General features: G+C 43.1%; 13 protein-coding genes. 9 read left to right on the top strand and 4 right to left on the bottom strand.

Annotated features, from left to right (window positions below):
• Positions 1-72: 72 nt before the first annotated feature.
• The 9 genes from J699_RS16920 to J699_RS16880 all read left to right on the top strand — a co-directional run bounded on the left by J699_RS16920 (position 73) and on the right by J699_RS16880 (position 10,345).
• The gene (locus J699_RS16920; protein ID WP_032869126.1) at positions 73-711 is read left to right on the top strand and encodes a GNAT family N-acetyltransferase; all 639 of its coding nucleotides are present in this window, start codon (positions 73-75) and stop codon (positions 709-711) included.
• Positions 712-946: 235 nt separating this feature from the next.
• Entirely contained in the window at positions 947-2,257 is a 1,311-nt protein-coding gene (locus tag J699_RS16915) for an MFS transporter (RefSeq protein WP_032869129.1), read from the top strand.
• 342 nt (positions 2,258-2,599) lie between these two features.
• Complete coding sequence (gene mtlD, locus J699_RS16910; RefSeq protein WP_032882677.1) at positions 2,600-4,729, top strand: bifunctional mannitol-1-phosphate dehydrogenase/phosphatase; 2,130 nt, start codon at positions 2,600-2,602, stop codon at positions 4,727-4,729.
• Between the two features lie 266 nt (positions 4,730-4,995).
• Positions 4,996-5,619, top strand: coding sequence for a 2'-5' RNA ligase family protein (locus J699_RS16905; RefSeq protein WP_032869131.1), 624 nt, complete (start codon positions 4,996-4,998; stop codon positions 5,617-5,619).
• Positions 5,620-5,621: 2 nt separating this feature from the next.
• The gene (gene cobU, locus J699_RS16900; protein ID WP_032869133.1) at positions 5,622-6,140 is read left to right on the top strand and encodes a bifunctional adenosylcobinamide kinase/adenosylcobinamide-phosphate guanylyltransferase; all 519 of its coding nucleotides are present in this window, start codon (positions 5,622-5,624) and stop codon (positions 6,138-6,140) included.
• A gap of 1 nt (position 6,141) precedes the next feature.
• Positions 6,142-7,212, top strand: coding sequence for a nicotinate-nucleotide--dimethylbenzimidazole phosphoribosyltransferase (cobT, locus tag J699_RS16895; RefSeq protein WP_032869134.1), 1,071 nt, complete (start codon positions 6,142-6,144; stop codon positions 7,210-7,212).
• Positions 7,202-7,807, top strand: coding sequence for a histidine phosphatase family protein (locus tag J699_RS16890; RefSeq protein WP_032882678.1), 606 nt, complete (start codon positions 7,202-7,204; stop codon positions 7,805-7,807). Before cobT ends, J699_RS16890 begins: the two co-directional genes overlap by 11 nt.
• A 111-nt stretch (positions 7,808-7,918) precedes the next feature.
• Entirely contained in the window at positions 7,919-9,502 is a 1,584-nt protein-coding gene (locus J699_RS16885; RefSeq protein WP_032869137.1) for a histidine-type phosphatase, read from the top strand.
• A gap of 99 nt (positions 9,503-9,601) precedes the next feature.
• A complete protein-coding gene (locus J699_RS16880; RefSeq protein WP_032869138.1) occupies positions 9,602-10,345 on the top strand; it encodes an adenosylcobinamide-GDP ribazoletransferase in 744 nt (247 codons plus the stop codon).
• A gap of 60 nt (positions 10,346-10,405) precedes the next feature.
• On the opposite strand, the gene J699_RS16875 is transcribed toward J699_RS16880, so the two are convergent.
• The 4 genes from J699_RS16875 to J699_RS16860 all read right to left on the bottom strand — a co-directional run bounded on the left by J699_RS16875 (position 10,406) and on the right by J699_RS16860 (position 15,781).
• Positions 10,406-11,869: a PepSY domain-containing protein gene (locus tag J699_RS16875; protein ID WP_032869139.1), complete on the bottom strand. Its 1,464-nt coding sequence runs from the start codon at positions 11,867-11,869 to the stop codon at positions 10,406-10,408.
• A gap of 3 nt (positions 11,870-11,872) precedes the next feature.
• Positions 11,873-13,984, bottom strand: coding sequence for a TonB-dependent receptor (locus tag J699_RS16870; RefSeq protein WP_032869140.1), 2,112 nt, complete (start codon positions 13,982-13,984; stop codon positions 11,873-11,875).
• Between the two features lie 73 nt (positions 13,985-14,057).
• Positions 14,058-14,561: a hypothetical protein gene (locus tag J699_RS16865; RefSeq protein WP_032869141.1), complete on the bottom strand. Its 504-nt coding sequence runs from the start codon at positions 14,559-14,561 to the stop codon at positions 14,058-14,060.
• A gap of 128 nt (positions 14,562-14,689) precedes the next feature.
• A complete protein-coding gene (locus J699_RS16860; RefSeq protein WP_005285707.1) occupies positions 14,690-15,781 on the bottom strand; it encodes a 3-deoxy-7-phosphoheptulonate synthase in 1,092 nt (363 codons plus the stop codon).
• Positions 15,782-15,818: the final 37 nt, after the last annotated feature.

Here is a 15,818-nt window from a genome sequence, read left to right on the forward strand (position 1 = left end):
AAAAACAACGGTTGCTGTCTTAATAAAATTGATTATCATTATCATCTAATATTAAAGGCAAGGAATATCTGCATGCTTACATTGTCACAAAAACTTCCTGATTATTTTGAGTATTATGAAGACGGGACACAATATTACTTACGCCAGGTTCAATATCCGCAGGATATTCCTTTATTGCACCAATGGATGCATGAACCCCATGTGATTCCACAGTGGCAACTGAACAAGACTGAACTTGAGCTGCAGGTCTATTTTGACAAAATGCTGGCCGACGACCATCAACGCTTATTGATTGTCGGCGTCGATGGGAAGGATGTGGGTTATACCGAAATTTATGAAGGGAAGCGTGATCGTTTAGGCCGTTACTATGAAGGTGATGATAATGATCTGGGCTGGCATTTACTGTTCGGCGATAAGTCGGTTTTTGGTAAAGGCTTTTTAAGACCAACCATCCGTCTATTGAGTTTCTATATTTTTGAAAATTCGCCTGCACGCAAGATTGTAGGGGAGCCAGACCACACGGTAAAACCTTATGCAGCGGTTGTTGCTGATCTTTGTTATGAAAGTCAGCGTCTCATCCCGATGCCTGAAAAAACAGCCATGCTCTATTACTGTTTTAGAGAAACGTTTTACGACAAGTTTGGCGAGTATTATACCGCATCACAACAACAGCATAGCCTGCAGCAGTCTCAAGATTTAAGCCTGACTTAAACTGAATTTAAGCGTTAAATTGAAAATAAGCCTCAACGGAAGTTGAGGTTTTTTTATGTGGAAAACATCATTTTAAAAATAAACAATATATTGATATGTAAAATTAAAAAGTATTTTTGATGAATAAAACAACATATTGTTATTTGCTGAATTTACGAATATCATAACTAAATTACGAATAAAGTAATAATGGATTGAAAAATTATAGTTAAAGCAACATGGAGAAGGAATCACCATGAAAGAAGTTGCATTAAATGATTTGATTGACCAGCAAGGTGTCGGACCTTATCAAAAATTTATTCTATTTACCTGCTTATTGTTGATGATCATGGATGGCTATGACATTCAGGCCATGGCCTATGCCGCGCCGATGATTATCGAGGCATGGGGTGTCGAAAAAACCATGTTGGGTGTGGTGTTTAGTGCCAGTTTGTTTGGATTGTTTGTAGGTTCATTTATTTTAAGTTCACTGTCGGACCGTTATGGCCGCCGTCCGATCTTGTTGATCTCAACGTTAGTATTCTCTGTACTGATGTTATGGACACCCCATGTTGCCAATATTGAACAGCTTGCGGTCATACGTTTTATTACGGGCATTTTCTTGGGCGGCATCATGCCGAATGCCATGGCCTATAGCTCTGAAATTGTGCCCAATAAATATCGTATTTTGACCATGATGGTGATTTCCTGTGGTTATACAGTCGGTGCCATGCTGGGAGGAGGGATTTCTGCTTTACTTACGCCCATAGGCGGATGGCAGGCCATTTTTTATTTTGGCGGTATTATTCCGTTGGTCATCTTCTTTATCATGCTGTTTAAATTACCAGAATCATTATATTTCTTAAGCGAAAATAAAAAGAATGAGCAAACGATTCTATTCTGGCTGAAGAAGTTTTATCCGGCATTGGTACTCAACACAGCAACTCAAATAATTGGCAATAGCGGCCCTAAAATCAAAAAATCACCATTAGAGTTATTTAAAAATAAGCGTGCTTTTTTTACCTACTCGATCTGGGTGATCAGTATCTTGAATATGATCAGTCTGTATTTCCTTGCCAACTGGTTACCGACCTTATCCAAAGAGTCAGGACTCTCCTTGAACCATGCCCTGATGATTGGTTCAACCTTGCAACTGGGCGGGACCATTGGCAGTATTGTGATGGGCTTAAAAATTGACAAGATCGGTTTTTATAAGGTTTTAGTTCCAGCCTTTCTGGTCGCCGCTGTCAGTGTGGCCTTGATTGGTTATTCGGTTACTCATATTGCCTTACTCTATGTGGTTATTTTCATTGCTGGTTTTGCCATTGTCGGCGGACAACCTGCCATTAATGCCTTGTCTGCCAGCTATTATCCAGTTTCATTACGCACTACAGGTGTGGGCTGGAGTATTGGCATTGCCCGTTTAGGTTCAGTGATCGGGCCTTTATTCGGTGGATATCTGGCTAAATCACTGATCATCACTCATTTATTTGTGATTGCAGCCGTTCCATCTGTCTGTGTGATTATGATGTTACTGGTTCAAGCCAAATATCGGGTAGAGGTCTGAATTTTGAGGCCGCCTTGTGCGACTTTTTGTTTCCCAACTGAATCCGGTTATTTGGAGCAGGGTTAAATCTTTATCACTCATAAGCAATATTCAACGTTCTGTAGCTCATGGTTGAGTGGTGATTGTTTTGGTGGAAGTCATCTTATAAAACAAGGTGAATAAAAAACGATCACTATTTTGTAGTGGATGCAAGTAATCTTTACAAATTTAGTCAACAATACGCTGAAAAAAATAACTTTAGGTTGATTTTTGATCAAATTTATTTCATTTGTTTACCATCGCTAATTTGTCATGTTTTTTTGGTTAACCTAAGGAACGCAAGAACAAAACAAAGGAGTAAAGATGCTGATTTTTCACGATTATCCTGTTCAGGGAGCACTTTTTGATATGGATGGCACAATGTTTGATACTGAGCGATTACGCTTTCAGACATTGAAACAGGCCTCTCAAGAGCTCATTGGACAGGAATTTTCCGATGAATATTTAATGCAGTGTCTTGGACTCAGTGCACAAACAGCCGAACAGCTTGCCCAGCGCTTTTATGGTGAAGATGTTCCATATAAAGCCATCCGAAAACGAGCAGATGAACTTGAACTGGAATCGGTTCGTCATAACGGTGTACCTATTAAGAAAGGTCTGATTCAGGTACTGGAACGACTACGCAAATCTGGCCTGCGTATGGCTGTAGCGACATCCAGTCGCCGGGCAATTGCCGAAGAATACCTGATCAATGCCAATGTCTATAAATTTTTTGATCTGCTGGTCTGTGGTGATGAAGTCGAAAAAGGCAAACCGCATCCTGAAATTTTTATCAAAGCCGCACAAAAATTAAATTTGCAACCGCAACAATGTTTGATGTTCGAGGATTCGGAAAACGGGATCTGTTCAGCCTGTGATGCGGGCGGCATCACCATTTTATTTAAAGACATCAAAGAACCGAATGACAGCATGCTGGCCAAGGCAAATTTCTATTATCAGGATATGTATGAATGTCTGAATGCGCTGGACCAGTATATTCCTGAAATGGGCATGCCGCAGTTGCAAGAACCATTTCCGCAAAGTATCAATCAACTCACTGTCGGGATTCATGGTTTTGGCGCCATTGGTGGCGGATATATCGCACAGGTATTGTCACATTGGGATGGGTTTACCCGACCCCAGCGTATTCTCGCTTCGACCAGAAACCGGCTATATCTGGAATCGGTCAACAGCTTTGGCAGTTACAGTATTCGTTATGGACAATCCTCTTATGATGAACGGATTGAAAACCTCACGGTGATTGATGCTGACAATGAACAGCACATGCTGGAGATGTATATGCATTCCAGCCTGATCGCGCTGTGTTTGCCTGAACAGGCTATTGCATCCGAAGCCAGAACAATTGCGAGGGGGTTATTGGCACGCTTCATGTCGCAGGATACGCAGCAGCATGAGCCGATTACCTTTTTGATTATTCTGAATAAAGTCTGTGCAAAATATCTGGTCCTGAAAAATATCCGTGAAGCCTTACTTGAAATTACCGATGAGGATATAGCAGAGCACATCCTTAGTGAGCATTACTTTTGCGATACCGTGGTCAACCGAATGGTTGCCAAGCTTTCCGACCAAGCCCTGTATCGTCAGCTGAATATCAAGCATCGTTTATTCAAACAATACCAATCTGACCTGAATGAAGAAGCCATCGAGCTTTCAGATGAAACCGCATTGACCGAGAAACAGGAACAGCAAATGACTGACTGTTTATCGGATATGCGTGGACAGTTTCAGGCGGGGCAGTTTTTGCAGAATATGGATCTGATCCTATTCCATAGCGAAACCGATATGCCGATTTATGTGGAAAACCGTAGTCCGATCTTGAGTAAAATGCGGCAAATGATTCTGGTAGAGCAAATTTCTGATATCCAGATCATTAAAAACCGCTTATGGAACGGTTGCCATGCCATGACCGCCTGGTATGCCAGCATGCATGGCCATGACATGATCGGGATTGCACTGGCCGATGCCAAGATCAAAAAATATGTAGAACAGCTGGTTGAGGAAGTCAAACTCGGTTTAGCCAATATTGTGCCCAATCAGGCCAAAGAGCTGGACCGGATGGCGGAAAGCTTTCTGCATTCATGTCGCTCAGCCTATAAAGATACCTGTGAACGGGTGGCACGCGATCCGCTTAGAAAACTAAGCTTTAATGAGCGCGTATTCGGTAGTCTGGAAAATCATATTCAGCAGCAATTGCCTTATCAAAAGATTGTGCAAGGTGCAATCTATGGATATGTCTATGCCTTAAAACAGCTAGAAATTGAGGAGCTGGAGATTGTGCAGCATATTCGTAAAAATATTGAAATGATGGATATAAATACCAGTCAAAAGAAAGCAGTATTAGATATGCTGTATCAAGGTATTCAGGCAGAATTGCATGACGATACCTTTCGCTATGATCTGAATGAAAACCAAGCCAAGTCTGCGCTGGTTTAGCATTGCAATCCATAGACATGGACAAGCCAAGATCGTGAGCCCTAACACAGCTTTAAACCTATAAAGTTGTGTTAGCTTTACGGCACTAGCTTTGTCAAGTTGAACGTTGGGCCAGATCATTCAACTGACCGCGTATGCAGATATGCTTGATTGACGTTATTCCTAATAAAAAACTTGGACAATATTGAAAGAGATGCACAAATATTCCATTTTTTCCTATGCTTATGTTTTAATCCTAAACTCTATATTCTTGACTGCATATTGTTGTGTTATTGCAATCCGCTACCCAAATGTGTCCGACCATAGTTCGGGATTATCCTGAATGGCATCTGGGACGTTCAGACTATGCACTTTGGTATATTGAAGTTGATCAGCCTGAGCTGATTCAATATTTAGATGAAATTCAAACCCGGTTTTCAGACCTGCTTCTGCCGAAACAACAACGCCAATATCATATTACCTTATTCGTCTGCGGTTTCTTGCAGCCTGCTGTTAAACAATACGATGACGATTTTCAGATACAACAATTACAACAGCAGATTAAACTGCTTGAAGCATTACAGCTCACAGCTTTTCAGCTGGAAATCGCACAGATCGATAGCTTTAGCAGTGCTTTGTTCTTACAGATCCAAGATCAGCAGGGCGTACTGGCCCAAATTCGCCAACAATTTGCTCAAGTCTCCGCAGAGATTGCAGCACTTGAATATTGTCCGCATATCACTTTAGGTTTGTATCGTGAAGCATGGTCGGGTGATATCGTATTGCAGCGGATACAACAACTTCCACTCAAAAGCATTAAGATTCAGGTCAAAAAAATGACTTTCGGCTATTATAAGGCACAGATTTTACAAGGATTACTGTATCCTTATCAGCAAATTGAACTAGGTTAGATATGTTGCAACTGATTTTAGGTGGGGCACGTTCAGGTAAAAGTCGTTTGGCAGAACAAATCGCCAAGGATTCGGGGTTATCCGTCATTTATATGGCGACGGCGCAAGCCTTAGACGAAGAAATGCAGCAGCGGATTGCCCATCATCAACAACAACGTCCAGCTCATTGGCAAGTGCTTGAAGAACCGATTTATCTTGCCGACCGGCTTTTGCAATTGGACCAGCCCAATCAACTGATTCTGGTGGATTGTCTGACTTTATGGTTGAGCAATCTGTTGTTGGCTGAAGACCCAGCCTTACAGCAACAACAGGTGCAAAAATTGTTCGAGGTTTTACCGCAACTCCACTCGCAAATTATTCTGGTCAGTAATGAAACCGGGCTTGGAGTGGTACCGATGGGGGAAATCAGCCGCCGTTTTGTCGATGAAGCAGGGCGTCTGCATCAGACTCTGGGTCAACTCGCCCACAAAGTCATGTTCTGTGTCGCAGGCTTTCCAATGATTTTAAAAGATGAGAAATAACATGACTGAACAAGTGCAATGGTTTTTAGCAGCAGTACTGCAGCCCGACCTAGAGGCGAAATTACAGGCTGAACAACGTCAACTGCAATTGACCAAACCTACAGGGGCGCTAGGACTGCTTGAGCAGCTCGCCATTCAACTGGCAGGCTTACAGGGCACAGTACATCCACAGATTCAACAGCCTTGGATTACAATTTTTGCAGGCGATCATGGGGTGGTTGCAGAAAATATTTCGGCTTATCCGCAAGCGGTAACCCGTCAGATGCTTCAGAATTTTGCTTCAGGCGGTGCAGCCATCAGTGTCATTGCCAAACATCATCATGCACATTTACAGGTGGTGGATTGTGGTACGGTGGGTGAAGCCTATGAGTATGCCGGTGTTGAGCGGCATTGTATTCGTGCAGGCACTGCCAATTTTGCCCAGCAGACTGCAATGACGGAACAGGAATGCTTAGCAGCCTTGCAACTGGGTAAAGACAGCGTTGACCGCGCCAAAGCTCAAGCTGCCGATATTTTTATTGCAGGTGAAATGGGGATTGGAAATACCTGTTCAGCTTCAGCACTGGCGTGTTTATTGTTGAATGAAGATGCTGCCCAACTCACGGGAGTGGGTACAGGCATTACGAATCAACAGCTGCAACATAAAATCTCGGTCATTGATCAAGCAGTGAAGCGGCATCAAGTAAATGTTACCGGCGATGCTTTAAAAATCTTGGCTGCAGTTGGTGGTCTGGAAATTGCTGCAATGACGGGGGCTTATATCCGTTGTGCACAACTTGGTTTGCCAATCGTGGTGGATGGTTTTATCAGCTCGGTTGCCGCTTTATGCGCGGTACGCATCCAACCGCAAAGTCGAGCATGGATGTTGTTTGGACATCAATCGGCTGAATATGGTCATCAGCGTGTGCTAAAAGCCTTAGAAGCTCAGCCTATTTTAAATATGAATTTGCGTCTTGGCGAAGGTAGCGGTGCAGGAGCTGCATTGTCGATGCTGCAGCTGGCTTGCGTGTTGCATAACCAAATGGCGACCTTTGCTGAAGCTGCTGTGACCGGTGATAAAGTTGCACCTTGATTTATTGAGGCATGGTGAAACCACACTGAGCCATACCTTGCGTGGGCATCTCGATGATGCCTTGACCGAACATGGTTGGTTGCAAATGCAATCCACCATTCAGCAGTATCTCGATGCTCAGGTACACTGGGATGTAATTATCAGCTCGCCCTTGCAACGCTGCCAAAACTTTGCGGCAGCATTCGCCAAACAACTCGAATTGCCTTTATTACTCAATGCTGAAATCAAGGAAATGTATTTTGGTGATTGGGAAGGCGTTTCTACCCAAACTATTTATGAAAATGAGCCTGAGTTATTGGCAAATTTCTGGCAATTTCCAACACAATATCATGCACCGAATGGAGAGTCGTTGCATCAATTCCAGCAACGTGCCCTGCATGGTTTTAATGAAATTTATGTTCAAATGCAGCAACACAACTGGAACAAGGCATTGATTGTGACACATGGCGGGGGGATTAAGTTGCTGACTTGTCTGGCCCGTCAGCAAAAGCTGGATGATCTATTAACCATGCCCGCAGAGTTAGGCAAATTGTATGCTTTAAATCTAACTCAGGTTGATGCTCAACTTCATTTTTCTGAACGGACAGCAACTTAGTAGTCATAAAATCTTATTTTATTTCCAGTATTTGCTTGGTTGATGTAATCGAACTGTCATTGCCACTGCCTATGATACAGGACAATTTCTTGAGCAATAAATCGATCATCCATGAAGATATTATTAAAAAGCAGTATGTTATGTGCGAGTATTTTATTGGCAGCCTGCAATAACGATGACCAGCAACACCACCTGACATCCCCTGAAACCAGTACCCCATCAAAATATTATCAAACTAAAACCCCTTATCAGCCTCAGCAAGACCTAAACAAATACGAAGCGACTCCACCAGGCTTTCAGCCGGTATTTACAGAACTGGTGGCTCGTCATGGCTCACGCGGTTTATCCAGCATGAAATATGATTTAGCGCTCTATAACCTGTGGAAACAGGCTAAAGCTGAACAGGCACTCACACCTTTGGGCGAAAAGCTGGGCGCAGATTTAGAAAGCATGATGAAAGCCAATATTCTGCTGGGTTATGGGGTAGAGGGCATTCGTCAGTTTGGCTATGGTAACGAATCCATGACCGGTATTCAGGAGCATCGTGGAATTGCAGATCGCTTATTAAAACGCTTACCCGATCTATTTAAAGCTGCCTCGACCCAACCAGCTTCAATTTTAGTGCAAAGTTCAGGCGTAGACCGTGCGGTGGACAGTGCAAAGTTCTTTACTGCTGAACTGATTCAACAGCAACCACAATTAAAGACCCACATCACCCCAATTTCATACACCAGTTTAGCCAGTAGTAGTGTGCCATCGATTGAAGATGGTGGGGTGGATCGTTTTAAGCTTTATTTTCATAGTTTGAACAAAGATCAAGATTTAGCACAGCCTTTATTAGCACAACAACAGGCCATTTACGATGCCAGTCAGGCGTATCAGCATTTTGAAGAAGAGGATACAGATCTGGCCAATAAGCTGGATGAACTTGCGAAAAATAGTCGTGCTGAACAAGTGGCAAAGAGCGTATTGAATCCACTGTTCAAAGCAGAATTTATTCAAAAACTGGGAAGCACTGGCTATGTGTTTAGTAATACCGGTTCATATAGCGTCATTTCACCTAAAGGTGAAACCATCACTGAAAAAGGCAAGGGCAAAAATAGTATTGCCAGTGCGGTGGATGCTGCAGCCTATGTCTATGAGTTATATTCAATCTCAGGTGGTATGAAAACCGAATTGAAAGGTGTAGATTTTGATCGGTATATGCCTGTAGATGCAGCAAAATTTTATGCTGAATTTAACGATGCCAATGATTTTTATAGTAAAGGGCCAAGTTTTACCGAGTCGAACAACGTCACCAGTGCAATTGCGCAAGGTCTAAAGCAGGACTTATTTAAACAGGTTGATGCGATTGTAGATCAGCAGCAAGCACATCGTGCGGTATTACGTTTTGCTCATGCCGAAATCATCATTCCATTGGCGACCAGTTTAGAGTTGCTCGATATGATGCAGCCTTTACCTTTACGTCAAACGTATAGTTACACCGGCAGCGCTTGGCGAGGTGAGGTGGTGTCACCCATGGCAGCGAATTTACAATGGGATATCTATCAAAACAAGCAAGGTACCATCTTGGTGAAAATGTTCTATAACGAGAAAGAAACCTTGTTTAAGCCAAGTTGTAACTACGCACGTTATAGCACGAACAGTTTTTATTATGACTATTTGAAGCTTAAACAATGTTATCAAATTCAATAAACTAAGATATTCAGCCTTTTCATTTGGGAATCGCTTGCTATTCCCAATTTTATTTCTTCATAATCCATGCATGAAAACCCGTTGTCATTGAGAGGTTGCATGACGCCTTTTTGGATTGCCTTGCAGTTTTTGGCTGTTTTACCCATTGAACTCAAAACGATGCCAAGCGCAAAGCAGAATGGTCAGGCCATGCTGTTTTATCCTTTAGTGGGTTTATTGCTTGGTTTCATTTTGTTTACATCTGCCATGTTATTGACAAAGCTTCCGATCATATTGAGTGCAGCCTTGATTTTAGTGTTATGGATTTGGCTGACTGGTGGATTACATCTGGATGGTTTAGCGGATACGGCAGATGCATGGGTCGGTGGATTTGGTGATCCTGAACGAACCTTGAATATCATGAAAGACCCTGCATGTGGCCCAATCGGGGTGCTGAGTTTAGTTGTGATCTGCTTGCTAAAATTTGTGGCCTTATACGTTTTGCTTGAACAACAGATAGCTGCCTTTTTAATTGTCTTGCCCATGCTTGGGCGCAGTGTGCCACTGTTTTTATTCCTTACTACGCCTTATGTACGTACTCAAGGCTTAGGGCGTTCTATGACAGATTTCATGCCAAAAAAGCGACTTTGGATGGTTTTTGTCATTACAATTGCATTACTTTGTATGTTTAAATGGCTTGGTTTAATTGCCTTGCTGGTTTTTTTAGTGATGCTCTTTTATATGCGATCATTATTTATTAAACGAATCGGCGGGATTACTGGGGATACTGTAGGCGCTGCAATTGAGCTGGCTGAAACAGGTGTGCTCCTCAGTGCTGTGATTGCTTCGTTCTATATCATTTAAAAAATTAATTGCCTGAGGTGGCGTGATCCTCCCTAAAAAAGAAGGATCACTTGAGTAATGTTAGCGTTTACGCAATTGAACTCGGAAACCAAGTACAGCGAGTAAGGCAACCAGTGCCGCAATCGTGCCCAAGATGATATCTCTCAGCGTTTTATCTATCGGCAACCATGTCCATTTATGCAAATAAGCAAAACTAAAGCCTTCTAAAGCATCTTGTTGTGTGACTTGAGCGGCAATCATGCCGCTGCTCGGTTCAATATACAGTCTGAGTTGATTCTCTAACTGAGTTTCAACCTTGATCACTGGTAGCCGTTTGTTGATAAACCCATATTCTCCAGCAAAACTTGTCACCCATGAGGCTTGTTGAACCTGTTGTGGTTGTAAAGCTAAATAGCTAGCAGCTAATTGTTTGCTTTGTTCGAGAATATCAAGCGCTTTACCATTACCTGCATCTGCAAACTCAATCGCAGGAGCTACTGTTTTAGTCGCGTGATGATCATGCACTTTGCTTGCCGCCGTCATGCTGCCTTGTAAAGGGCTTTGTCCAATGGCTTGAATCATCCATGCAGCACGAGTATGTGTCTGGCTAAAGGTGATTGGAACCAGATCCAGACGTTGAATGGGCTGCTGAGTGATCTGCTGCCAAACCTCAGTACTTAAATCGGCAGTATGGAACATAGGTTGAATATTTTTTATATCAGGCTTTTTTTGCCAGATATGATAGAAACCACTGAGCACCCAAAGAAGAATAAAGACACTTAAACTGATGCCTAAATAGCGATGTAGAAAGCGGATCGGTTTTTGCCCTAGACGGTGATTGCGGCGATTATGAATCTTAAAGAATAAGCCAATCCCCATAAAAATTATGCACAGTATGCCAATCAAGGCGATCTGCATGAGAATAGCTTGGCCCGTCCAGGCCTGATCACCCCAGGTCCAGGTATGACCTAAGCGGAATATTTTTGCCATCCACATCTTTTGATCATTAGACAGCGTGGCCAGTCGTGCTTGTGCAGGGTCTATATAGGCACGTAAACCGTTCTGAAAATCAACACGCCAAACCGGCAGTAAACGATTCACGCTCGGATAATCATCACTAAATCCAGTGATCAGCTGACTGGATACAATTTCCTGTTGAGAGAGCCCCGTGTACCAGCGTGCCAAACGCTCGGCATCGTGTTGTTCGGCATCAATCAGCAATTGGCCGGTCTGACTATCATAGTATTCCGCCATCTTTTGATTGGGCTGTAATATGCGATAGGCAATCTGCTGATTTTCTAATTCAATCACCTGTAAGGCTGAAAATTGTGTTATGTGATGTAGCTTCAGAACATCTGTTGCCGCTAAGGCCTGTGTTAAATCCAGTTGTTGGGGTGGAGGCATTCGTTTCACAGGCTGAGGTTGTGTTGCACTCATCATCGGATGCAACACACCTGTTAAAGACCAAAGTAAAACGAGAACGCCCAACACCATCCCAAAACTACGGTGCAATGACAGTAGTTTTTTCAGTTGTTTGGCATTCATTGCTTATTTCCCAAAATAGTAACGTAAACCTAATAAATAGGTGCGTGGTGCAGCCGGGGTATAACTGACCTGGTTATTACTAAATGAGGTATTTTCCGCATAATGCTGATCTGTGGCATTCAGGATTTGCCCATAGATTTCATAAGCATTTTTACGGTAGTTAGCACGTAGATTCAGCAAAGTATGGCCATCATACTTTTCCGTATTGGCATCGTTAATCCAGTAAGCGCCGACATAAACCGCTTCCGCAGAGAGTAATAGCGCAGGTATTGGTTTGATCTGGTATTCAAGCGTGCCAAATGTTTTCGGCGCACTTGGCATGGTGTTGCCGCTATAATCTAAAACACTCGAAGGTTGAAACTGCTGATACTCATGTTTGGCCACACTGCCTGAGAGTTTTAAGCGCTGATCATATAAATCACTGAGCTTCCAGGTTCCTCCAATTTCAATTCCTTGATGTAAGGTTTTACCAGTATTGCGTGGCTCGCGTGTGTTATCTGGCTTGGTATAGCTCATCACTTCATCTTCACCTTCTAAGCGATATAAGGTGATTTCACCATCTAAGCGATCATCCAGTAATTTAAAGCGCAGACCTGCATCGATATTATTAAATGTGGCTTCTTTCAGGTCCGGTGTCACCAGATTCGCCCCGTATAAACTGCTGACTTCGGGTGGTACAAAACCTTGTGACCAATTGCTATAAAGGTCAATCGCAGGCGTCAGGTTCCAGACAAAACCGAGTTGAGGACTGGCTTTATGAAAATCGCGTTTCTCATTCGGTGCGCCCGTGGTTTTTGACGGAGTTAATTTGTTTTCATAGTCATAACTGATCCAGTCATAGCGTGCACCACCGACGAGATTTAAAGTCGGTAACACTTGCCAATTGGCTTGTGCATAGACCGCCTGATTATTGACGTCTACATTAAAGTCACGTAAGCGCTGGCGTTGTTGATAACCGGTATAAACCAAGCTATTCGGGTCACGAAATACTTGGATATCATTGGTTCTGGCTTGGTTGGGAGAATGCTCAGCCATCGCCCCAACAATCAGTTTGACCTGATCCAATGTTGCCGAATGCTGGGCATTTAAACCATAGGACTGAAAGGCGTTATAGGTGGTTTGTCCGCTATAGGTACCCGTCGGTTTGCCATTTTTAACATCGGTACGGATGTTATAACTTGGATTCTGTTCGGTAGTATTGTCTCGATAATACAAGGTAACTTGGCTTTGTTGCTGATCATTCCATTGATGGTTAATTTGAGAAGAAAGCCGCGTGGCATCCACTTCACGATAGGTATAGGTTTGGTAGCTGTATCCTGGACGTTTGCGGTAATCATCCAGATTTAAGCTACCGGTCATATCCGCTTTTAAATGATTATAGCTGAAGATATTTTTGATTTGGGTGGCATCAGAGATGCGCCAGTCATGTCTGAGCGTCACACTCTGTTTATTGCTTTCAGCATGATCTTGCCAGCTATCACCACGATCACTGGCATAGGCTGAAACTCTTAAACCATGCTCGCCCCAGTCGCTATCAAAGGTATTGGATGCACCGATATCGACACGGCGATATCCTTCAGAACTGGCGCTGATACCAAGATCGGCCGTGGGCGTAGCACTTGGAGCCTTGGTCAGAAAATTAAGGGTTCCGCCAATCGCATTGCTGCCATATAAGCTACTGGCAGGGCCGCGTAAAATTTCGATGCTATCAATGCCCGCCAGATTCACTTCATATAAGGCATTGTGGTTAAACACACCCACGGGGCGAATTGAGACACCATCTTCTAGATATTGATAAACGGCTGCTGTAGTCATCGGTTGGCGAATGGACATCATATGCTGTTCATTGCCCAAGTCGTTCATTAACACACCTGGAGTTTGATTCAGCACCTGTCCAATAAAGGTTGCATGTTTATCTTCGATGTCCTTGCTGTTAATTTTACTAATCGCAGCAGGGGTATTATTAATCGATTCACCTTCACGACTTGCGGTGACCACAATGGTGGCTAAGGTTTTGGTCGTATCAGGCGGTGCAGTTTCAGCAAAAGCAGCGGAACTATAGCCAACAGACAGGCACGCAGCCGTTAATACAGACAAACGGAATTGAGTATTCATGTTGAACTCTATAAAAAGCAAGAACTAAGGACGTACCAACGTTATTTACGGGGCACGAAGTAAAATTTGCGATTTATAAAGCCAGTGGCGGGGCTTGTTTGATTGGAAAAATATAGAAGATGCGGGCGATGTGCAGATCTTCTGTCCAAGAATGGCACAGGCAGCGAACGCGACTGAACCAAGCCAGTAGAAATATAATAATGAATGCAATCAGCGGGACGATCGCAGCAGCATCGAGGCCATGGGAACATAAAGGACAATGCTTCATGATCTGGCTTGCAAGCGCAAAAACTTGCTGTGCATATTCACTCAGTTGGGCATGTTTGGCATGCTGGAGCTGCGATCCGTGATGCATGTCATGCATGCCGTGTTGATGATGACCGGAATGGGTTTGAGACATCAACGAGACATGTTGAATTTCAGTGACCTGGCAATGGCTTGGCATTGCATAAAGTGCAGGTACGACGCCTGTATGGACCATCGTTGGTAAGAAGATATGCCAGAGTAAACATAGCAAAGTCACCGCGCCAAAATAGGCACGCCACTTAAGCAAATGTTGACGAAAACTGGACTTCATATCAGCGATACGTCGTAGGAGAAATGTGGCAGCAGTATAATGAAAATAAGAGTTTAGTTCAAAACATATCCGTGTAGTTCAAAACAAAAAACAGGCTCATAAGAGCCTGTTTTACATCTATTTAAAGATTAACGATTAGGTAAAACATCTTTTAATGCTTCATGCATTTCGAGTAGGGCTTTTTCTGTAGTTTCCCAGTCAATACAGCCATCAGTCACTGATTTACCATATTCAAGGTCAGATAGGTTTTCAGGAATATCCTGACGACCACCTTTTAAGTGACTCTCCACCATGATCCCAACAATTGATTTATTGCCATCAAGGATTTGTTCCGTGATGTTTTTCAAAACCAAAGGTTGTAAGTACGGGTCTTTGTTTGAATTGGCATGGCTGGTATCAATCATGATCTTGTTGCTGACTTTGGCTTTTGCCAACGCTGCTTCAGCTTCTGCAACTGAAGTGGCATCATAGTTCGGCTTACCGTTACCACCACGTAATACCACGTGTGCGTACGGGTTGCCTTTGGTATTGATAATCGCAACCTGACCATTTTCATTCAGGCCCAAGAAGCTGTGACCATGTTTAACTGACTGCATCGCATTGGTTGCAACGGTTAAGCCGCCATCAGTACCATTTTTGAAGCCGACAGGAGATGAAAGACCAGAAGACATTTCACGGTGAGTCTGGCTTTCAGTGGTACGTGCGCCAATCGCAGACCATGAAATCAAGTCTTGATAATATTGTGGTGAGTTCGGATCAAGTGCTTCAGTGGCACATGGCAAACCTTTTTCATTCAAATCAATCAATAAGCCGCGACCAATATGCAAGCCTTTTTCAATATTGAAAGAGTCATTCATGTCAGGGTCATTGATTAAACCTTTCCAACCTACTGTGGTACGTGGTTTTTCAAAATAAACACGCATCACCAGATATAAAGTATCTTTTACTTTTTCGCTCAGGACTTTCAGGCGATCAGCATATTCATGTGCAGCTTTAGGATCGTGGATTGAGCATGGGCCAATCACGACAAACAAACGTTTGTCATTGCCATCTAAAATGTTGCGTACAGTTGCACGTCCTTGTAACACAGTTTGAGACGCAGCCTCAGATAATGGAAGATCAGCTTTCAATTCTGCTGGTGTAATCAGCGTTTGAATGCTTTTAATGTTTACATCATCGATATCGGGCTGAGAAACTGGATTTGACTGTAGAGTATTCATTGCTGTCACAAATTCAATCGAAAAAAGAGGTTATTTT

The sequence above is a fragment of the Acinetobacter sp. 1000160 genome, from assembly GCF_000588715.1.
GTDB lineage: Bacteria > Pseudomonadota > Gammaproteobacteria > Pseudomonadales > Moraxellaceae > Acinetobacter > Acinetobacter courvalinii.